Source organism: Mycobacterium sp. E3305, assembly GCF_001666785.1.
In the GTDB taxonomy this organism is placed as follows: Bacteria; Actinomycetota; Actinomycetes; order Mycobacteriales; family Mycobacteriaceae; genus Mycobacterium.
This window is the reverse complement of the sequence record NZ_LZJA01000049.1, coordinates 1-19,512: the sequence shown is the minus strand read 5'-3', so window position 1 is coordinate 19,512 and position 19,512 is coordinate 1. Positions and strand designations below refer to the sequence as shown.

18 protein-coding genes and 1 pseudogene are annotated in these 19,512 nt (G+C 67.4%); 8 read left to right on the top strand and 11 right to left on the bottom strand.

Annotated elements, in window-relative coordinates; translation table 11 throughout:
- Window positions 1-107: 107 nt before the first annotated feature.
- On the bottom strand, window positions 108-1,061 hold the full coding sequence (locus A5701_RS05060; protein WP_067749477.1) for a sigma-70 family RNA polymerase sigma factor: 954 nt from the start codon (window positions 1,059-1,061) through the stop codon (window positions 108-110).
- A gap of 112 nt (window positions 1,062-1,173) precedes the next feature.
- On the opposite strand from A5701_RS05060, the gene A5701_RS05055 reads away from it, so the two are divergent.
- Window positions 1,174-1,944 (top strand): SDR family oxidoreductase, encoded by a 771-nt coding sequence (locus tag A5701_RS05055; RefSeq protein ID WP_067749475.1) that lies wholly within the window; start codon window positions 1,174-1,176, stop codon window positions 1,942-1,944.
- Between the two features lie 29 nt (window positions 1,945-1,973).
- Window positions 1,974-2,711, top strand: a complete 738-nt coding sequence (locus A5701_RS05050; protein ID WP_067749472.1) for a DUF899 domain-containing protein — start codon at window positions 1,974-1,976, stop codon at window positions 2,709-2,711.
- A gap of 100 nt (window positions 2,712-2,811) precedes the next feature.
- On the opposite strand, the gene A5701_RS05045 is transcribed toward A5701_RS05050, so the two are convergent.
- Window positions 2,812-3,036: a hypothetical protein gene (locus A5701_RS05045; RefSeq protein ID WP_055404709.1), complete on the bottom strand. Its 225-nt coding sequence runs from the start codon at window positions 3,034-3,036 to the stop codon at window positions 2,812-2,814.
- A gap of 60 nt (window positions 3,037-3,096) precedes the next feature.
- The gene (locus A5701_RS05040; RefSeq protein ID WP_067749470.1) at window positions 3,097-3,456 is read right to left on the bottom strand and encodes a nuclear transport factor 2 family protein; all 360 of its coding nucleotides are present in this window, start codon (window positions 3,454-3,456) and stop codon (window positions 3,097-3,099) included.
- Window positions 3,457-3,556: 100 nt separating this feature from the next.
- On the opposite strand from A5701_RS05040, the gene A5701_RS05035 reads away from it, so the two are divergent.
- The gene (locus tag A5701_RS05035) at window positions 3,557-4,420 is read left to right on the top strand and encodes a rhomboid family intramembrane serine protease (protein ID WP_082950097.1); all 864 of its coding nucleotides are present in this window, start codon (window positions 3,557-3,559) and stop codon (window positions 4,418-4,420) included.
- The gene (locus tag A5701_RS05030) at window positions 4,417-4,878 is read left to right on the top strand and encodes an SRPBCC family protein (protein WP_067749465.1); all 462 of its coding nucleotides are present in this window, start codon (window positions 4,417-4,419) and stop codon (window positions 4,876-4,878) included. The genes A5701_RS05035 and A5701_RS05030 overlap by 4 nt, the downstream gene beginning before the upstream one ends.
- A gap of 8 nt (window positions 4,879-4,886) precedes the next feature.
- Here the strand turns inward: A5701_RS05030 and A5701_RS05025 are convergent, their stop codons facing one another.
- Genes A5701_RS05025 through A5701_RS04995 form a run of 7 tightly spaced genes read right to left on the bottom strand, consistent with a single transcriptional unit; the run spans window position 4,887 to window position 14,283 of the window.
- Window positions 4,887-6,323: an aldehyde dehydrogenase family protein gene (locus A5701_RS05025; protein ID WP_067749464.1), complete on the bottom strand. Its 1,437-nt coding sequence runs from the start codon at window positions 6,321-6,323 to the stop codon at window positions 4,887-4,889.
- Between the two features lie 24 nt (window positions 6,324-6,347).
- The gene (locus A5701_RS05020; RefSeq protein ID WP_067749462.1) at window positions 6,348-8,054 is read right to left on the bottom strand and encodes a thiamine pyrophosphate-binding protein; all 1,707 of its coding nucleotides are present in this window, start codon (window positions 8,052-8,054) and stop codon (window positions 6,348-6,350) included.
- The gene (locus tag A5701_RS05015) at window positions 8,055-9,269 is read right to left on the bottom strand and encodes a CaiB/BaiF CoA-transferase family protein (RefSeq protein WP_067749460.1); all 1,215 of its coding nucleotides are present in this window, start codon (window positions 9,267-9,269) and stop codon (window positions 8,055-8,057) included. It lies immediately after the preceding gene.
- Complete coding sequence (locus A5701_RS05010; protein ID WP_067749458.1) at window positions 9,262-10,212, bottom strand: SDR family NAD(P)-dependent oxidoreductase; 951 nt, start codon at window positions 10,210-10,212, stop codon at window positions 9,262-9,264. The genes A5701_RS05015 and A5701_RS05010 overlap by 8 nt, the downstream gene beginning before the upstream one ends.
- Complete coding sequence (locus A5701_RS05005; protein ID WP_067749456.1) at window positions 10,209-12,056, bottom strand: NAD(P)/FAD-dependent oxidoreductase; 1,848 nt, start codon at window positions 12,054-12,056, stop codon at window positions 10,209-10,211. The genes A5701_RS05010 and A5701_RS05005 overlap by 4 nt, the downstream gene beginning before the upstream one ends.
- Entirely contained in the window at window positions 12,053-13,438 is a 1,386-nt protein-coding gene (locus A5701_RS05000) for an SRPBCC family protein (RefSeq protein ID WP_067749454.1), read from the bottom strand. The genes A5701_RS05005 and A5701_RS05000 overlap by 4 nt, the downstream gene beginning before the upstream one ends.
- Complete coding sequence (locus A5701_RS04995; protein ID WP_067749453.1) at window positions 13,435-14,283, bottom strand: SDR family NAD(P)-dependent oxidoreductase; 849 nt, start codon at window positions 14,281-14,283, stop codon at window positions 13,435-13,437. Before A5701_RS04995 ends, A5701_RS05000 begins: the two co-directional genes overlap by 4 nt.
- Before the next feature lie 220 nt (window positions 14,284-14,503).
- On the opposite strand from A5701_RS04995, the gene A5701_RS04990 reads away from it, so the two are divergent.
- The 4 genes from A5701_RS04990 to A5701_RS04975 are packed head-to-tail and all read left to right on the top strand — an operon-like array spanning window position 14,504 to window position 19,255.
- A complete protein-coding gene (locus A5701_RS04990) occupies window positions 14,504-16,117 on the top strand; it encodes an SMP-30/gluconolactonase/LRE family protein (RefSeq protein WP_067749447.1) in 1,614 nt (537 codons plus the stop codon).
- Window positions 16,117-16,857, top strand: a complete 741-nt coding sequence (locus A5701_RS04985; protein WP_067749440.1) for a GntR family transcriptional regulator — start codon at window positions 16,117-16,119, stop codon at window positions 16,855-16,857. Before A5701_RS04990 ends, A5701_RS04985 begins: the two co-directional genes overlap by 1 nt.
- A 9-nt stretch (window positions 16,858-16,866) precedes the next feature.
- Window positions 16,867-18,480: an AMP-binding protein gene (locus tag A5701_RS04980; RefSeq protein WP_067749432.1), complete on the top strand. Its 1,614-nt coding sequence runs from the start codon at window positions 16,867-16,869 to the stop codon at window positions 18,478-18,480.
- The gene (locus tag A5701_RS04975; protein WP_067749431.1) at window positions 18,473-19,255 is read left to right on the top strand and encodes an SDR family NAD(P)-dependent oxidoreductase; all 783 of its coding nucleotides are present in this window, start codon (window positions 18,473-18,475) and stop codon (window positions 19,253-19,255) included. Before A5701_RS04980 ends, A5701_RS04975 begins: the two co-directional genes overlap by 8 nt.
- Before the next feature lie 11 nt (window positions 19,256-19,266).
- Here the strand turns inward: A5701_RS04975 and A5701_RS04970 are convergent.
- Window positions 19,267-19,512 (bottom strand): annotated as a pseudogene (locus A5701_RS04970) (IMP dehydrogenase); the annotation flags it as partial.

Genomic DNA, 19,512 nt, shown 5'->3' with positions numbered 1-19,512 from the left:
GACCTGTCCACATTTGCCATGGTGGACCCTGCGACCACACCGAGGACTCCGGGGGTTTGGGCCTTCTTTCTCCTGACCGGCGGTGCAGTCGCGTCCCTGCGGACAGGTTACCGGCTGGGCGGAAAACCAAACCTGCTGAACAGGCCGGGGTCCAGGAAGACGGTGATGGTGGCGACCCCGCTGGCGCCGGTTGTGAGGACGTGAATGGAGTGGGCACGCAACGTCCCGTCGGCGCCGCGGCGGTACTCGGCGACGGCGGGTTGCGTGTTGGCGGCCGTCGGGATCATCGCGATCTCGCCGGGCTTGGCGAACGCGCGCGCGGCGAGGAATCTCAACACCGGCTCACGGCCGGTGAACCAGACAGGGAGAGGTGGCATTTCGAGCTTCACGTCCGCTTGCAGCAGCGCGGTGAGGGCGGCCATGTCCGCGTTCTCGAATGCCGCGCAGTAGCGGTCGAGCAGCGCTCGGCGCTCCGCGTCGTCGGGCTCCGAGAGGTTCTCCTCGGTGGGGGAGAGCTCGGCGAGGTGGGCCCGCGCCCGCTGCAGCGAGCTGTTGACCGCGGCGGGTGTCGTTTCGAGGAGCTCCGCAACCTCCGCGGCGCTGAACTGCACCACGTCGCGCAGGATGAGCACCGCGCGTTGGCGGGCGGGCAGCTCTTGCAGCGCGGTCATCACGGCCAGTCGCAGGCTCTGTCGCGCGGCCACGTTGTCCTCGGGGGTGGGGAACATCAGCGAATCGGGGATGGGTTCCAGCCACTCGTGCACGCCGGTCGAGTCGAGTCCGGCGTCGGGGTCGATCGATCCGTCGCCGAGCCCGGCCGGCAGCACCCGGCGCGCGCGGTTCTGCAGCGCCCGCAGGCACGCGGTCGTCGCGATCCGGTAAAGCCAGGTCCGCAGCGCCGCGCGTTCCTCGAATGCCTGGTAGCCACGCCAGCCGTTGAGATAGGTCTCCTGGACGAGGTCCTCGGCGTCATGCACGGACCCGAGCATGCGGTAACAATGCGCGATCAGCTCGGCGCGAAAGGGCGCCGCCTGCGCGATGAAGTCCTCCTGGGCCGGCACGGCCCCTCCTGTCTCGGCTGGGTTCGAACGCTACTCCAGTACAGAGACACCGGCCGGCGCCGCGCCGCATCTCAATTGGTGAATGCACCTTCCGTTGAGAGCGAGGACGAACATGAACGAGCCCCTGACATTCCCATCGGGTGGCCTGGCCGGCACCACGGCGATCGTGACCGGGGCGAGCCGCGGATTCGGCCGCGCCATCGCGGGCGCCCTGGCGGCGGCCGGCGCCGAGGTGATCGGCGTCGCGCGCGGCGTTTCCGGTCTCGAGGACGCGCGCCGCGGGCTCGGCGACGCCTTCATCCCGGTGGCCGCCGACGCCGCCGATCCCGCGACGGCGCAGCGGCTCATCGACGAATACCGGCCGCGCACACTGGTTCTCTGCGCCGGGGCCGCGCCTCACATGAGCCCGCTGCAGGAGCAGAGCTGGGACAGCTTCAGCCAGAACTGGAATGTCGATGTCGCGCAGGCGTTTCACTGGACCCGATACGCGCTGCGGCACCCGCTCGCACCCGGCAGCTCGGTGATCGTCATGTCCAGCGGCGCCGCCCTCGCCGGGTCACCACTGAGCGGAGGCTACGCGGGGGCGAAGGCGGCGGTCAGGTTCATCGCCGGCTACGCCGCCATCGAGTCGCAGTTGGCCGGCCTGGGCATCCGCTTCGTGTCCGTGCTGCCGCGGTTGACGCCGGCGACCGACCTGGGCGCCAAGGCAGTCGCGGCGTACGCCGATCGGCAAGGGGTCGACGTCGAGTCGTTCGTGCGGGCCGCCGGGCCGGCGCTCACCGCCGAGCAGGTGGGCCGCTCGGTCCTGGCCATCGCGACCGAGGACTCCGGGACGCAGGATGCGTACCTGCTCTCTTCTGCAGGCCTGTCGGCGGTGGCATGAGGGCACGAAACCTTAAGGAGGACAACGACATGCATACACCCGCTATCGTGTCGGCCCGGGATTGGGCCGCGGCGCGCGAAGAGCTGCTGGCGAAAGAGAAGGAAGTGATGCGGGCCCGCGACGCCCTGGCGGCGGCGCGCCGGCGGATGCCGTGGCTGGCCGTCGAGCGGGAGTACGCGTTCGACGGACCCGAGGGCCGGGTCGACCTGCTGGGCTTGTTCGCTGGACGGCGCCAGCTGATCGTGTACCGCGCGTTCTTCGAGCCGGGCGTGGACGGCTGGCCCGGCCACGCGTGCCGCGGCTGCTCGATGATCGCCGACCACGTGGGGCACCTCGCCCACCTGAACGCCCGCGACACGACCCTGGTGTTCGCTTCCCGGGCGCCACAAGTCGACATCGCGCGGCTGAAGGCCCGGATGGGGTGGCAGATGCCGTGGTACACGATCACCGACGGCTTCGACGCCGACTTCGGCGTGGACGAATGGCACGGCACGAACGCGTTCATCCACGACGGGGGCCGCGTGTTCCGTACCTACTTCATCAACAACCGCGGTGATGAGGCGCTGGGCAACACCTGGAGCTACCTCGACATGACCGCGCTCGGGCGCCAGGAGAACTGGGAGGACTCGCCGGCCGGGTATCCGCAGACGGCGCCCTACGAGTGGTGGGAATGGCACGACGCCTACGGCGAGCGCGCGCCGGCGCGGTGGTTCGGCGATCCCGATCCGGACAATCCCAGCGACCCGCGTCCGGCGCGCGGCCGCTAAATGCGGCCGACCGCTATTTGCGTTTCTCGCCCGAATAAACACGAATGCGCGGTAGCCGTCCAACGGCTACTCGCGCAATATTCGGCTGGGTAAATTAGGGCTATAAGATTCGGTGGTTCGCCCTGTTGACGTGGTATCCGGCCGGGAAGGACTTCTCGATGACCTGCAGCTGGTGGTCCACCCTGGATTCAAGCTCGAGGACCACGCAGCTGTCGCCGACGGCCTTCGATTCGAGGACTATGTACCGCTGGCCGCAATCCATGATCGGATCACCTGAGTGCAATGTTTCGACGGGCACCAATTCCGGGGTTCCGTTTGATTCCACCCATCACACGGTAGGTCAAATTCGCGGGTGAGGGAATAGTTTGCTCGCCGCACGGGCGATTCACTGCGCGCCGGGCTGCTTGAAGAACACGCTGACATGAGAGATCAGCCCGTCATCGCCGCGCTCGAAGAGTAGGCATTCGGGCCACCGCTTGGCGGCGCCGTCGATGACGAACGACTCCGTCAACTCCACGTACGACAGGCGACTGTCGACATGCGAGACCCGCTGCACCTCCAGCCGATGGCCGTCCAGGTTGGTCAGCACCTTGCGCAGGTAGGCGACGTAGTGCTGCTTGCCCTCGACGACATCGCAGAACGGCCCCTCGCGGATCAGCCCCTCGTCGGCGATCGTTGCGGCGAGCCCGTCCCAGTCGTGTGCGGCCAGGCACTCCAGGTAGCGTTCGACCACTCCGGTGCTCATGTCGACTCCACGCAGAAAACATTAGGCGCAATGGGGTGGGCGGAAAACAGCTTTGCTAAAGCGCTGCGCCCGGCCCGCCGGCGCGGGCGAGAATAGGGCGATGAGCGCACCCAGCCCACCGGATTCGCCGCCCGCGGCGCCGAGTTGCTATCGGCATCCGGGACGCCCGACGTACGTCCGTTGCAACCGCTGCGAGCGCTACATCTGCGGCGACTGCATGCGCAGCGCCGCCGTCGGTCAGCAGTGCGTGGAGTGCGTCCGGGCCGGGGCGCGGACGGTCCGGCAGCCCCGCACCCGATTCGGCGGACGGCAGCGCTCGGCCCCGGTGCTCACCTATGCCCTGATCGGGATCAACGTGGCGGCCTTCGTGCTGCAGATGGCGTCGGGGAACTTGGAGAAGCAGCTCGCGCTGTGGCCGCCGGCCGTCGCCGACGGCCAGTTCTACCGCCTGGTCACATCGGCGTTCCTGCACTACGGCGCCACGCACCTGCTGTTCAACATGTGGGCGCTGTATGTGGTGGGCCCGCCGCTCGAAATGTGGCTGGGCCGACTGCGTTTCGGCGCGCTGTACGCGCTGAGCGGGCTGGGCGGCTCGGTGCTGGTCTATTTGGTGTCACCGCTCGACACGGCGACGGCAGGCGCCTCGGGTGCGATCTTCGGCCTGTTCGGCGCCACCTTCGTGGTGGGTAAGCGGTTGGCCTTCGACGTCCGCTGGGTGGTGGCGGTGATCGCGATCAACCTCGTCTTCACGTTCCTGGTGCCGTTGTTCAGCGCGCAACGCATCAGCTGGCAGGCGCACGTGGGCGGGCTGGTCACCGGTGCGCTGGTCGCCGCGGCCTACGTCTACCCGCCACGGGAGCGGCGCAACACGATTCAGGCCGCGGTCACCCTCGTCGTGCTGGTGGCATTCGCCGTGCTGATCTGGTGGCGCACGGGTCAGCTCCTCTTGGAGTTCTCCGCATGAGCTGGTGGGTTGCCCACTCCGAGCACACGCTGACGGAGGAAGTGCCCGCGCCCCCGGGCGAGGTTCGCGACTTCTATGTGGATTTGAACAACATCAAGCTGGTGCACCCGCTGATCGTGTCCGTGGAGATATTGTCGCGCAGCGAAACCCCGGCCGGGGTCGCGCTCAGCTACCGGGTGCGGGACCGGATTCCGTTGGGGCCGTTCACGATGACCATCACCTACCGGGCACGTTTGCAGGTGCCGGAGGAGGGCGACGTGCTGACCGAGGCGGACCAGTCGCCGGGGGTGCGGCTGCGCGGCCGGGTGAGTTTCGAGCCCACCGCGTCGGGCACGCGCGTCACCGAGCGGATACGGATCGCCGCGCCCCGGCCGCTGGCCGCGATGACCGCTCGCGAAGCCGTGCAGGCGCATATCGCGATGCTGGCCGGTATCCGTCGCCGCTTTGAGACAGGCTGATCGGCGCGCTACTGGCGGCCCTTCTCTGGCGCGTAGCCCAAGATGCTCTTGATCTCCAGGTACTCGTGAAACCCGAACTCGCTCCACTCCCGCCCGTTCCCGCTGTGCTTGTAGCCGCCGAATGGCGCACTCATGTCGAACGCGTGGTTGATGGTCACCCAACCGGCCCGGATTCGGCGCGCCACCGCGCGGGCCTTGTCGAGATCGGCCGCCGAAACATAGCCCGCGAGGCCGTAATCGGTGTCGTTGGCGATATCGACGGCCTGGTCCAGGTCTTCGTAGCCGAGCACGCACAGCACCGGCCCGAAGATCTCCTCCCGTGCGATCGCCATGTCGTTGGTGACGTTCGCGAAGACGGTCGGCCGGACGTAGTAGCCGGTGGTCAGCCCGTCGGGTCGGCCCGGCCCGCCGGCGACGACGGTCGCGCCCCCGTCGATGCCGCTCTGGATGAGGCGTTGCACTTTGTCGAACTGCGCCTTGGATGCCACGGGCCCGATCGCGGTCTTGTCGCCGGGGTCGCCCACCTTCACCCGCCCGGCGGTCTCGCGCGCGATGCCGATGGCCTCGTCCATGCGTGAGTTCGGAACGAGCATGCGCGAGGGCGCATTACAACTCTGTCCGGAGTTCGGCATCATGTTGGCGACGCCGGCCCGCACGCTGTCGGCGAAGCCCGCGTCGTCGAGGACGATGTTCGGGCTCTTGCCGCCCAACTCCTGGGTCACCCGCTTGACCGTCGGGGCGGCGGTCTTCGCCACCTCGATCCCCGCGCGGGTCGACCCGGTGAACGACACCATGTCGATGCCCGGATGGCCCGCAATCGCCATGCCCACGCCGGGGCCGTCACCGTTCACCAGGTTGAACACCCCGGCCGGCACGCCTGCGGCATCGAGGATCTCGGCGAAGATGTAGGCCGAAAACGGCGCCACCTCAGAGGGTTTCAGGATCATGGTGCAGCCTGTCGCCAACGCCGGATATACCTTGACGGCGATCTGATTGAGCGGCCAGTTCCAGGGCGTGATCAGCCCGCAGACGCCGATCGGCTCCCTGGCGATCAGCGCCGCCCCGTACTGTTCTTCGAAGGGGAAGTTCTTCAACACGTCGATCGCCGTGACCAAGTGACCGATCCCGAGTTGCACTTGTGGGCCCGCGGCCAACGACGGCGGCGCGCCGATTTCCTCGGTCACCGCGTCGGCGAGCTCGCCCGCGCGCCGCTGGTATTCGGCGAGGATGCCCTCCAGCAGCTCCAGCCGCTGCTCGCGGCTGCTCTGCGACCAGTCGGCGAAGGCTCGCCGGGCCGCGCTCACCGCCGCGTCCACATCCGCGGACGACCCGAGTGAGATCCTTCCGCACACGTCTTCGGTCGCCGGGTTCTCGACGTCAAAGGTGTTGGGCTGGACCGGGTCGACCCAATGGCCGTCGATGTAGAACTTCAGGTAATCGCGCATGGCTCCTCCTTCGGGATCCTTGAACTATTGGGTGCCTTCGGCGTACCAGGTACGGAACTCGTCGTACTTGGGCATCTCCTCGGAGTTCGCCTTCGGGTCGATGCAGACGTGGACGACTGCGGTCTTGCCGCTCGCGTACGCTCGCTCGATCGCCGGCCCGATCTCCTCTTCCTTCTCGACGTACTCGCCGTGGCAACCGAAGCCCTCGGCGACCTTGTCGAGACGGACGTCCTTGCTCCAGTGCACCCCGGGCTGCGGCGACGGCTGGGCGAAGGTGCGCTTGTAGACGCCGACTTCGAGGCCCCACTGGTGGTCGACACCGACCACGCACACGAGTGGGAGCCGTAGTCGCGCGGCCGTTTCCAACTCCGCGATGTGGAAAAGGAACGCCGAATCGCTGGTCACCAGCATCACCGGGCGCTTGCCGCCCTCGGCGACCGAGGCCCCGACCGCGTACGGCAAACCGGTGCCGAGATGGCCGAAGTTCTGGTTCCAGATGACGTCTCGCGGTTTGGCCTGCGAGTAGGTCCAGCCGAAAATGACTGTCGCCCCGCCGTCGCGGACCATGATGCCGTCCTTCGGGAACGCCCGGGTGGCCTCGACGACGAAGCGTGCCGGGTGCACCGGCGTCCGTCCCGTCGGCGCGTTCTCCGCGAGCTGCGCCAGCTCCGCCGCGTCCTCGGCGATCCAGCGGTCGAGGTCGGCGGACGCCCTTCTCGGCGTGCCGCGAAGTGCCTCCACCAGCTGAGGCACCACGCCGCGAAGGTCGCCGACCAGGGGGACGTCGATCGGACGGTTGACCCCAATGGCCACCGGGTCCTGTTCGACCAGAACCCATTTGCGGTTTGCGTCGTTGGGCGCCCAGTGGCGGGTCCTGCCGTAATGACTCGGCTCACCGAGCTCCGTGCCGAGCGCGACGCACAGATCGGAGTTCACCACCGCCTCGACGGCCGCCGGCGAGAATCCGTACGCGAACGTGCGGTCCTCGAGCCCGTCGATGAACGACGTTCCACCGGAGGTCTGGATGACCGGGCAGGCCATGAGGTCGGCCAGCTCCCGGACCGCCGCACCCGTGCGCGACGTGTGGACCCCGTGCCCCACCAACAAGATCGGGCTCTGGGCCGCCCGGATCAGCTTGGCCGCTTCGGCCACCTCGCGCTCACCCGCGGTCTGGTTGACGAGTCGATACCGGTGGGGCGGCAGTGGATCCGCCGCGTCGAGCTCGGAGAGGATTACGTGCGACGGGTACTCGATGTAGGCCGGGCCGGGCGTGCCGGACATGGCCCGGCGGATCGCCTCGTGGATGATCTCGTCGGTCTGGTCGGCGTACTCGATGGAGGCGCTGTACTTGACCGAGGGCGCGAAGAGCGGTTCCTGCCGGACGAACTGGATGCGGCCGCGCCGGACCCGGCGCTCGGTGATGCGTGCTCGCTGGCCGCCGATGAAGATCACCGGGGAGTTTTCCACTTTCGCGCACTGGATCGCCCCCGCGATGTTGGCCATGCCCGGTCCGAGCGTGCCGATGCACAGGCCGGGATTGCCCGTCATCCGCGACGCAGCCTCGGCCATGAATCCCGCGCTGAGTTCGTGATGCGGTGCGACCACCGACCAGCCACGGGCATCCGCCTCCGCGAACATGTGCACGAAGTTCGGGTCGGGGATGCCGAACAAGGTATTGACACCCTCGGCCTCGAACAGGTCCAGAATGCGCTTGTAGACGGGCACACCCATCTAGGACTCCTTTCCCTCGCGAGCAGACACAGACTCGCACTGTGGCGGGGCATCTCCTGCGATTCCGCGTCTGCTCGTGCTGATTTCCGCGAGCACTTCGGTGGTGTCGGCGCCGAGCTCGGGGGCGGGCCCCGCGACCCGCCCCGGCGTCCGTGAGAACCAGGTGGGCACGCCCGGGAAGCGCACCGGTCCGTGCGGGGTGTCCACGGTCTCGAACATGCCGACGGCGTTGAGATGCGGGTCATCGAACAGCGCGCCCGGTGTATTGAGCGGTGCGGCCGGTATCTCGAGGTCGCGGAACAAGGCCAGCCATTCCTCGGTAGAGCGCTGCTTCATCGTTTCGGCCAATAAGCCGTAGACGGCGTCGATCTGGCGGGCGCGCTGTTCCAGCGTCGAATGCGACCCATCGGCCCACGGCGGCTGCACGGCATCGATGAACGCGTTCCAGTGCTTGTCGTTGTAGATCAACGCGGCGATGTAGCCGTCGCTGGTGCGGTACGGGCGGCGGTTGGGCGCCACGGTGCGCGGATAGACCGCCGGCCCCAACGGGGGATCGAACAGGGCACCGTTGGCGTGTTCGACGAGCATGAACGAGGCCATGGTTTCGAACATCGCGACCTCGACCTCTTGTCCCTCACCGGTGCGCTCGCGGTGGAACAGCGCCATCGTCGTCGCGTAGAGCGCCGTCAGACCGGCGACCTTATCGGCCATGATGGTCCCGACGTAGTCGGCCTCGCCCGTCAGCTGTTGTTGCACCGCGGGTAGGCCGCATTCGGCCTGAATGGTGTCGTCGTATGCGGGCCGGTCGCGTTCGGGTCCACGCCTGCCGTAGCCGTAGCAATTGGTGTAGATGATCCGCGGGTTGATCGCGGCGACCTCGGGGTAGCCGAACCCCAGCTTGGCGATCGCCTTGGCGCGCATCGAGTGGATGAACACGTCCGCCGTTTCGAGCAGCCCGCGCAGTGCGGCCGCGCCCGTTTCGGTTCGGAGGTCCAGCACGACGCTGCGCTTGCCGCGGTTGACGTTGACGAACACGCCACTCATGCCTGGTGCCGGGCCCACCGAGATGTAGCGGGTGTTATCCCCTTCCGGCGGTTCGACTTTGATCACGTCGGCGCCCATGTCGGCCATGATCTGCGTGCAGTACGGTCCCATCACCATGGCGGTCAGGTCGATCACTCGCACGCCGGCGAGCGGACCGGTCGCGTCAGCCATGCAGCGCTCCTTGATCGCTTGAGCGGTGCGACAATTCGAAGCTGTAGCGAATGTGCCGGTCGTGCCCGTCGGGCAGGACCGGGAAGATCAACGGCGCCTCCACGTATCGGATCGCCTCCAGGTGGCGGCCGACATCTTCGATCGTCCAGGAGGGCCGGTAGACCCCCGGGCTTTCGGCGACGACCACCCGCGCCACCCGACCCGCCAGCGCGATGAACATCTCCCCGTTCACCGAGCAGGATTCGTGGGCGAGCCAAGCCGCGACGGGTGCAACGAGTTCCGGACCCATCGGCGGGTAGGCGGAGATGTCGATGCCGTCGGCCATCCTGGTCACCGCGGCCGGGACGATGACGTTGCACGCGACGCCGTCGGCGGCGCCTTCGAGCGCCGCGACGTTGGCCAGTCCGATGACGCCGGCCTTCGCGGCCGCGTAGTTGGCCACCCCGTGGTTGCCGTACAGGCCGCCGATCGACGACGTCAACACGATGCGCCCGTAGCCCGCCCGGCACATGAGCGGAAACGCCGGCCGCACAACGTGGAACGCACCGCGCAGGTGGACGTCGAGGACCGCGTCGAAATCCTCGTAGCTCATCTCCTTGAGCGACGCGCGACGGACGTTGCCGGCGTTGTGGATGAGGATGTCGATGCCGCCGTAACGTTCCACGGCGGTCTGGATGATCGCTTCACCGCCTTCGCGGGTCGCGACCGACGCGGTACACGCGACCGCGTCCCCGCCCGCCGCCGTGATCTCGGCTGCGACGTGCTCGGCCGGTCCGGGATCGCAACCCTCGCCGGTCAGGCCGCCGCCCGGATCGTTCACCACGACCTTCGCGCCACGCGCCGCGAGTAGCAGGGCATAGGAGCGGCCCAATCCGCGGCCGGCGCCGGTCACCACGGCGACGCGGCCGTCGAATCTCAGCTCTGTGGAAGGGGTCTCGTTCACGTGCCCAGGACCAGACCTTCCAGGTCGCCCCTGGCCCGCCAGACGCGCAGCAGGTCTTCGAAGGCGTAGAAGCCGGGGCCGTAGGGCTCACCGAGGTGGGACCGGATTCCCTCGCCGCCCCCGCCGCCTTCGTTGTTGTAGTAACCGGGCGTGCACTGAGCATCGAACGCCAAGGTGTCGACCGCCGTCTCGCGGATCGTCTGGCACCACGCCTCCTGAGCCTCCTGGCTGGGCTCGACGGTGGTCGCGCCGCGCGCCAGGGCTTCGGCGATGATGTAGGCAATGTGCTCGCCCTGCACCTCGTAATTGGCCGCGATGTTCGCGGAGATGCCGACCTGGGTGAACCCGGTATAGAACTGGTTGGGAAAATCGCGGCTGGTCATGCCGTGCAACGTCTTGTAGCCGTCGTGCCAGTAGTCGAACAGTGACAGCCCGTTGCGACCCTCGATCGTCTCGATCGAGTAGCGGCGGCTGATTTCGGTGGTGATCTCGAATCCGCTCGCGTAGATGATGCAGTCGACCTCGTACTCGACACCGTTTGCGAGAAGGCCCTTTTCGGTGGCGCGCTCGACCCCCTTGCTCGCCGACACATCGACCAGCGTGACGTTGGACCGGTTGAACGTTGCCAGGTAGTCGTCGTTGGAGCAGGGCCGCTTGCACAGGAACCGGTAGTAGGGCTTCAGCGCCTCGGCGGTCGTCTCGTCCTCGACGATGGCCGCCACGCGCCGGCGCAGCCGCTCCATGACCTTGTAGTCCTCCTCCTCCCGGATCGCGATGAACTGTTCGGGAGTCAGTGCCGCCGGATCGTCCAGGGCGAGGACCCGGGCGGCGGTGTTGCGCCCGAGCTCGGTCCAGAAGTCGCACACCAGATCCGGCTGGCCGAGCGCCATGCCCTCGAACGTCCAGGAGTGAAAGTTGCGCTGGCGTTCCTTCTGCCAGCCGGGTTTCAGGGTCTTGACCCATTCGGGATCGGTCGGCGCGTTGTTGCGCGCGTCCACGGTCGACGGGGTGCGTTGGAAGACGTACAGGTGTTGGGCGTGGCGGGCCAGGAACGGCACGATCTGGATCCCGGTGGCGCCGGTGCCGACCACGGCCACGCGCTTGTCAGCCAGCTTGTCCAGTCCGCCCTGGGCATCGCCGCCGGTGTAGGCGTAGTCCCACCGTGACGAATGGAAGCTGTGTCCCCGGAAGTCTCTGATGCCGGGAATGCCGGGCAACTTGGGCCGGTGGAACGGGCCGGACGCCATCACGACGAAGCGAGCGCGAATGTCGTCGCCGCGATTGGTGCCGACGCGCCAGCGCCTGATGTCTTCGTCCCAGCGCAGATCGTGCACCTGGGTGGAGAAGACCGCCGAGTCGTAGAGACCGAAATGCTTGCCGATGTTCCGGCAGTGCTGGTAGATCTCGGCGCCGTCGGCGAATTTCTTCGACGGCATGAAGTTGAGCTCTTCGAGAAGCGGTATATAGCAGTAAGATTCGTTGTCGCACTGGATACCCGGGTAGCGGTTCCAGTACCAGACGCCGCCGAAGTCACCGCCGAGCTCGATGATCCGTACGTCGTCGACGCCCGCCTTCTTCAGATAGGCCGCCGACAGCAGGCCCCCGAAGCCGCCCCCGAGAACCGCCACGTCGATGTCCTCGTTGATCGGATCCCGAGGTGTGACGGGCGTGTACGGGTCCACCTGGTAGTAGCCGGCGAAATCGTCCTCGAGTTCGATGTACTGCTTGGAACCCTCTTTGCGCAGCCGCTTTTCACGTTCCTGCCGATACTTCTCCCGCAGCGTCTCGATGTCGGCGTCGTCCGGCGTCTGCGTCGGTCCGCAATCGTTTCCGAACATGGTCATGTGTCTTCAAGCTCCCGCGGTGCGCCGGTACCCATGTACTTCGACAGTTGGTAGTGCAGGTTGACGGTGCTGCGTTCGCGGTACGGGTTGGGCTTGGTGCCCGGAAAGCCCAGCGATTTCATGCCCTGCTGCACCGCGGCCATGTTCGAGAAATCCTGCGGCAGGACCGAACGCCACCTGGGATCGCCGACCGGCGTGTACTCCCATTCCGTCTCGGGCTCTTGGCCTTTCGGATAGAGTTCTAAGACCGACACCTCGAAGATGCACTTGTCGGGGTGGTAGCTGGGATGTGGTCGCGCGCCGTAGCACAGCGCACTGGTCAGGCCCTGCCCGATCTGGAAGTTCGGAAAGATCTGCCACGCGGTGCCGGCCTGCCCGAGGATGTCGGCGGGAATCGTCGGCCAGATCACGCCGCGGGCCTCGTCGTCGCGGCGCGCCGACGCCAGCCAGTGCTCGAGGACCTTGTCGGCCGGTGTTCCCTCGGGCAACTCGTCCACCAGCCGCTTGGCCGCGTTCACCAGGGTCTGGGTGGTGGTGGCGTTCGTTTCCTCCATCGTGTACACCTGCATCTCCGCGGTGGACACGCGAGGATCGGCGCCGGTGCCGAGGCGGATCTTGGACTTGGTGGCCTCCATGTCGTCCGGAGCGTCATAGCCGATGTTGCTGTGTTTGCCCTGCGCCTTGGCCCAGCCCTTGAATTCGCCGAACCTGTTGAATTCGGGATGGGTGGTGTAGACGTGGTAGGTCTCGTTGAACGCCTCGAGCGCGACCTTCCAATTGCAGTCGAAGAACAGCCACTTTCGCCATTTGTAGCGCATGTTCTCGCACCCGAAGGGGTCGAGAATCTTCGCTGCGGGAAACAGGTAATCGGCCAGCGATTCGCAGTCGGGGTCCATGTTGACCCACAGCCAGCCACCCCACGTGTCGACCTTGACCGGCCGCAGGTGGGTGTTGTCGGGGGTGAGCGCCCCCTGCCAGTCCTGTTGTTCGCGGATGTGGGTGCACGCCCCGTCCAAACCGTATGTCCAGCCGTGGAATCCGCAGACGAACGATTTGCGGGCACGGCCGCGGGCGTTCTTCGCACCCTCGGGTGTGTCGATCAGTCGGCGGCCGCGGTGCATGCACACGTTGTGGTGGGCGTGGAATTCGCGTGGTCCGGTGCGCACGACGATGATCGAGTCGTCAAGGATGTCGTAGGTCAGGTAGCTGCCCACCTCGGGCAGCTCTTCGACCCGGCCGACCTGCTGCCATACCTTCCGCCACAGCTTGTCGCGCTCGGCGCGCGCGTAGTCTTCGGAGATGTAGGCCTCGACGCCGATCGTGACGGGCCGCGAAAGTTCCTCGGCCGCTGCGGCGTTCACGCCCTTGGCGAGGTCGGTCATCGCATCCTCCTGATGGCCGCGCGGAAGGATTCGTCCTTGAGGAACAACGACGTGTTGTCGGCGTCGAGATGACTCCACTTGAGGTCAAGCCCGCCGTCGACGAGCAGCGTCTGGCCCGTGATGTAGCTGGAGAGTTCCGACAGCAGAAACAGGATGGCGCCCGCCTGTTCCTCGGGCCTGCCGCGCCTGCCCATCGCGATCGCCCGCCGATCCCGGTCCGGGTCGGAGTCGACATAGGTGCGCGAGGCGGCGGTCTCGGTGACGCCCGGCGCCACGGCGTTCACCCTGATGCCGGCCAGGGCAAGCTCGAGTGCCATGGTGCGCGTCATCGCGGCGATGGCGGCCTTGGCGGTGCCGTAGGCGATGTGGAAGGGCGCGGTGTTCATGCCGCTGATCGACGAGATCGACACGATCGATCCCGGCCGCTGCTGGGCCACCAGCTCGGCCGCCACGGCCTGGCTCATGAAGAACGCGGTCTCGAGGTTTGCGGCGAAAATCTCGCGCCAGTCGTGCCGCGTCACACGGGTCGACGGCATCCACGTCGATGGCGCGGCACCGCCGGCGACATTGACGAGCCCGTACAGGTTGCCCTCGGCGCGGCGCGCCTGATCGATGACCGCGGCGATGCCCTCATCGGTCGAGGCGTCGGCCGCCACCGGCACCACCGCCAGACCCTGACCGGCCAGCGGGGCGACATGCTCGTCGAGATTCTCCTTCGACCGGCTCACCGCGATCACGGTGGCGCCGGCCCGCGCGGCCATCGCCGTCACGGTGGTACCGATCCCGCCGCCCCCGGCGCCGGAGACCACCACGATGCGACCGTCGAGTCTGAGGAAGTCCTCCATGGCCTGCTTTCCCCTGCTGCGAACACCGGGCACGGGCGCAACGGGCTCTGCTGTCTACTGGTCCGGACAAAATATGGCATTCTGTCGTTCGGAGAATACTATTCCCATCGCCAGACTGGACTGTCAAGGCCGAGCAGAGCGCTGCCGATGACTATTGTCTGGACTAACCGTAATTGATAACGTCCAGCTCAAACGGCCTACGGAAGGATCCCGGCGAGGCATGTCGATTTCGAGGGCCACCGCGGCGGAGCCGTCACGGTATGCGGCGCTACATCACCCGATCGACGTGGCGGAAGGCTGGACCCTCGATCGAGTGACCGCTCCCAGCCGGCTGTTCGGCGCCAACGGTTTGCGGACCGGCCCGGACGGTCGCGTCTACATCGCGCAGGTGACCGGAAGTCAGATCAGCGCACTGGATCACCGCACCGGCCGGCTGGAAACCGTGAGCCCGAAGGGCGGCGACATCGTCGCCCCCGACGACGTCGCGTTCGACTCCCGCGGCAACCTGTACGCCACCGAGGTGATGGACGGCCGGGTCAGCGTGCTCGACACCGCCGGGCGAACCCGAGTGCTGCGCGACGATGTCCCGTCGGCGAACGGCATCACGTTTTATCGGGACCGGTTGTTCGTCGGCGAATGCCGTGAGGGCGGCCGGTTGCTGGAACTCGATCCGGCGGGCGGATCGCCGCGGGTGCTGCTGGATGGGGTGCCGTCACCGAACGCGATGGAGGTAGGCCCCGACGGCCTGTTGTATTTCCCCGTGATGGGCGCCAACGAGATCTGGCGCGTCGATCCCGACGGCGGTGAGCCACACTGTGTCGCAGCCGATCTCGGTGTACCGGACTCGGTCAAGTTCGACAACCACGGCCGCATCGTGTCGACCCAGGTCGCCAGCGGGCAGGTCCTTCGCATAGATCCCCGCAGCGGCGAGCGGCGGGTACTGGCCCAGTTGAGCCCCGGCCTGGACAACTGCACGTTGGTCGGCGACCGGGTGCTGGCCTCGAACTTCACCGGAGAGGTCACCGAGATCGCGCCCACCGGCGAGACGCGAACGGTGTTGCCCGGCGGGCTCAACTGGCCGCTCGACCTGGCCGTGGACCACGACGGCCGGCTTTACGTCGCCGATGGCACCTACCTCTATCTCGTACAGCCGGACGGGTCGTTGCAGACCGCGGGCATGTTGTTCAGCCCCGGCTATCCCGGGTTCCTGCGGGGGATCGCGCCGAGCGGGCCCGGCGAGTTCGTCGTGACCACCTCGGGCGGTCAGGTCGCCCGCTACCGGCCTGCGGCCGGCCAAAGTGAGGTGCTGGCCGACGGTTTCGACCAGCTCTACGGCGTTGCCGTCGGTCGCAAGGGGGTCGTCTTCGCCGAGCTGGGCACCGGGCGGGTCCTGTCGCTGGGTGCGGGCGGCGTCGAGGTGCTGGCCACCGGCCTGCGGGATCCGGTCGGCGTCGCGATCGACGCGGAGGGCGCGCCCCTGGTGGCGGAGGCCGGGCGGGTCGTCAGGGTGAGCGGACCCGGCGGCGACATCGTGGTGGCGGATCTGCAGCGCCCACAAGGCATTCTGGTGCGTGACGGTGTGCTCTACATCGTCGATGCGGGCACCAAGGAGTTGATCGCCTTCGACCTGCATGGCCAGGTCCGGCGCGTCATCGCATCGGGGCTGCCGGTCGGCCCGCCGCCGGGTGTGGCGCCCAAACCGTTGAAAGGGATGCCCCCCTTTTCCGGCCCGCAGGGCCCCTTTGCCGGCATCACGTCCGCGCCCGACGGGACCCTCTACCTCTCGGCCGACGGCGACGGCAGCGTCCTGGCCCTACGCCGGGATGGCCGCTGATGACCCAGGCCATCGCGGGCGAGCACCGCTACCTTCAGATCGCCCGCACGCTGCGCAAGGAGATCGTCGACGGCGTCTATCCGGTCGGCTCGCAGCTCCCGACGGAGCATCAGCTGTGCGAGCGATTCGCGGTCAGCCGCTACACCATTCGCGAGGCGCTGCGCCGGCTTCGCGATGACAACCTCGTTGCGTCCCGGCCGCGAGCGGGCACCCGGGTGGTTCCGCGCCCGGCCACCAGTTCCTATGCGCAGGACGCGATGTCAATCGACGACCTGCTCGTCTTCGCGGCCGGCGCGCAGCTGACGATCGAGTCGAACGCGATGGTGACCATCGACCGGGACCTTTCCGCTCGAACCGGATTGCTCGCCGGCACACAGTGGTTGAGCGTGCGCGGGTACCGCCAGGCCGACGGCGCGTCAGCGCCCCTGTGCCGAACGGAGTACTACATCAACCGCGATTTCGCGGCGGTCGGCAGGCTGCTGCAACGGCACGCCGGCCCGATCTTCCCGCTGATCGAGGACCTGTTCGGTGTCACCATCGCCGAGCTACACCAAGAGATCGCCGCGGTGGTGCTTTCGCCCGACGTGGTCGACGGTCTCGCGGTCGAGGCGGGGACGGCCGCCCTACAGATGCAGCGCACGTATACGACGTCTGACGGCGTGGTCGCCCAGGTGACGATCAACACCCATCTGTCTTCGGACTTCCGGTATGCGATGACAATGCGCCGAGTGAAAGATTAGGTTGTTGCGGTGATCGCCCCGGCCCGCCAGGACCCCGCACGCGCGGCGGACGCGTACCGGCGCGACCTGTGGGTCCATACCACGCTGGCAGATTCCCTGCTCGCGGCCGTGGCGACTTCGCCGCGCCGTATTGTGCTGGTGGACGGGGACATTCGGATCGACGTTGCCACGCTCCACACGCAGGCCATCGCGTTGGCGAACACCCTGCTGGCGCGCATGCCGGTGGGCAGCGTCGTGTCGTTCATGCTGCCCAACTGGCACGAGGCGGCGGTCATCTATCTGGCGGCGACCCTCGCCGGGATGGTGGTGAATCCGATCCTGCCCTCGCTGCGCGACCGTGAGCTGCGCTTCATCCTCGAAGACGTCGGCGCCGCCATGATCTTCGTCCCGCACCGGTTCGGCGGTCACGACTATGCCGCGATGGTCCAGGGGGTGACGGCCGCGATGGACCGGGCGCCCGAGGTGGTCGTGCTGCGCGGCCCCGAAACGGGGCGAGCCGGCCGGCACACGCCGTACCCGCAACTGCTGGAGCAGGGGCCGGTCGCGACGCGGCTGCCCAGCCTGGATCCCGACGCCGTGCGGATGGTCCTCTACACCTCCGGCACCTCGGGGCGTCCGAAAGGCGTTCTGCACAGCCACAATTCGATTCATGCACTGATCCGCCAGATCCGGGACCACTGGGACGTCAGCCCCGGCGACGCGTTCCTGGTGCCGTCGCCGATCGCACACATCGGCGGCTCGATCTATGCGTTCGAATGTCCGCTGCTTCTGGGCACGTCCGCGATCCTGATGGATCGGTGGGATCCATCGGCGGCCGTGGCGGTGATGGACGGCCAGCGGTGCACCCATATGGCCGGGGCGACACCGTTTCTGCAACAGCTGCTCTCCGCCGCCGAGCGTGCCGGCAGCCGGCTGCCCGCCTTGAAGGTGTTCATTTGCGGTGGCGCCGCCGTCTCGCCGTCATTGATTCGCCGGGCCGGCGCCTATCTCGACCGGGCGGTGGTCACCCGGGTGTACGGCTGCACCGAAGTGCCGGTCACGACGGTCGGAGCGCTGGAGCGAGACGAGGCCGCCCACGCGGCCGAGACCGACGGACGCGTGGGCATCGCCGAGATCAAGCTCGCCCCGCACCCGGCCGCCGCGGCCGGCGAGGGCGAAATCTGTGTCCGGGGGCCGCAGATGCTATTGGGCTACCTGCACGCCGAGGATGAGGCCGAATCCTTCGACGAGGCAGGCTATTTCCGGACGGGCGACCTGGGCCGCTGGGTCGACGGCCAGTACCTCGTGGTCACCGGCCGCGCCAAGGACGTCATCATCCGCAACGGCGAGAACATCTCGGCCAAGGAGGTTGAAGACTTGCTGACCGACCATCCCGGCGTGGCCGAAATCGCCGTCGTGGGACTGCCCGACGACCGGACCGGAGAGCGCGCGTGCGCCGTGATCGTTCCCGCGGGTTCATCACGGCCGGACGTCGCGAGCCTGCTTGCCCTGCTGCAAAGCAAGGGCGTCGCCAAATTCAAAGCGCCAGAACAGGTCGTCTTCTGGGACACGCTGCCGAAGAACGATGCGGGAAAGGTGCTGAAACACCAGATCAAGCTCGCGCTGACGAAGGTAGATGGGTGATATGCAGGTCGCAATCGTGACGGGAGCAAGCAGCGGCATCGGCCTGGGATGCGCGACGAAACTCGCCGAGATGGGGATGGCGATCGTCGGCACGGGCCGGGATCAGGGCCGGCTGGCCGAGCTGGAAAGGGCCATCAACGATCCGAGCCGTGTCGCGACACTCGCGGTCGATCTGACCGAGGACGACGCGCCGGGCCGCATCGTGGACCTCGCGGTCGGCCGCTGGGGTCACGTCGACTTCCTCATCAACAACGCAGGGGTGGGCAGCCCCAAGCCGCTGCACGAGACCGACGACGAAACACTCGACTATTTCCTGAGTTTGATGCTGCGTGCACCGTTCAGGCTGGCGCGTGAAGCGTTGCCCCACATGGGACCGGGGTCGGCCATCATCAACGTCACATCGACGTTCGCCGTCGTCGGCGGCCTGCGCGGTGGCGCCTACTCGGCGGCCAAGGGAGGGCTGACCGCACTCACCACCCACATCGCCTGTCAGTACGGGGCGGCCGGCATCCGATGCAACGCTGTGGCGCCCGGCGTGACGGTCACTCCGATGGTCGAAAAGCGCTTGGAAGACGACAGGTTCCGAAAAATCAACACCGAGATGACGCCGCATCAGAGGCTGGGGACCATCGATGACATGGCCAGCACCGTTGCGTTCCTGTGTTCCCCCGGGGGCAGCTTCATCAACGGGCAGACGATCGTCGTCGATGGCGGCTGGAGTTCGACCAAGTATCTGTCGGACTTCGCCTTGAACTCGCGTTGGGTCGAGCGTTAAGCGGGCGGAGCTCAGACGTTGAGCAGCACTTTGACCGCGCGACGTTCGTCCATTGCCTTGTAGCCTTCGGCGGCGTCCTGGAGCGGCAGGTTCAGGTCGAACACCTTGCCGGGGTTGATCTCACCGTCCCAGATCAGCCTGATCAGCTCGGGGAGGAATCGCCTCACCGGGGCGAGGCCGCCGTGCAGGTGCACCATGGAGAAGAACAGCTCATCGCCGGGCAGCGCGACGTCGTGCGAGAGGCCGACGTAGCCCAC

Coding starts and splice junctions, on each gene's coding strand:
- A5701_RS05050 (WP_067749472.1), top strand. CDS start 1,974: ATGCATACACCCGCTATCGTGTCGGCCCGGGATTGGGCCGCGGCGCGC.
- A5701_RS04990 (WP_067749447.1), top strand. CDS start 14,504: ATGTCGATTTCGAGGGCCACCGCGGCGGAGCCGTCACGGTATGCGGCG.
- A5701_RS05015 (WP_067749460.1), bottom strand. CDS start 9,269: ATGGCTGACGCGACCGGTCCGCTCGCCGGCGTGCGAGTGATCGACCTG.
- A5701_RS04975 (WP_067749431.1), top strand. CDS start 18,473: ATGGGTGATATGCAGGTCGCAATCGTGACGGGAGCAAGCAGCGGCATC.
- A5701_RS05000 (WP_067749454.1), bottom strand. CDS start 13,438: ATGACCGACCTCGCCAAGGGCGTGAACGCCGCAGCGGCCGAGGAACTT.
- A5701_RS05025 (WP_067749464.1), bottom strand. CDS start 6,323: ATGCGCGATTACCTGAAGTTCTACATCGACGGCCATTGGGTCGACCCG.
- A5701_RS04995 (WP_067749453.1), bottom strand. CDS start 14,283: ATGGAGGACTTCCTCAGACTCGACGGTCGCATCGTGGTGGTCTCCGGC.
- A5701_RS04985 (WP_067749440.1), top strand. CDS start 16,117: ATGACCCAGGCCATCGCGGGCGAGCACCGCTACCTTCAGATCGCCCGC.
- A5701_RS05055 (WP_067749475.1), top strand. CDS start 1,174: ATGAACGAGCCCCTGACATTCCCATCGGGTGGCCTGGCCGGCACCACG.
- A5701_RS05005 (WP_067749456.1), bottom strand. CDS start 12,056: ATGACCATGTTCGGAAACGATTGCGGACCGACGCAGACGCCGGACGAC.
- A5701_RS05040 (WP_067749470.1), bottom strand. CDS start 3,456: ATGAGCACCGGAGTGGTCGAACGCTACCTGGAGTGCCTGGCCGCACAC.
- A5701_RS05030 (WP_067749465.1), top strand. CDS start 4,417: ATGAGCTGGTGGGTTGCCCACTCCGAGCACACGCTGACGGAGGAAGTG.
- A5701_RS05020 (WP_067749462.1), bottom strand. CDS start 8,054: ATGGGTGTGCCCGTCTACAAGCGCATTCTGGACCTGTTCGAGGCCGAG.
- A5701_RS05035 (WP_082950097.1), top strand. CDS start 3,557: ATGAGCGCACCCAGCCCACCGGATTCGCCGCCCGCGGCGCCGAGTTGC.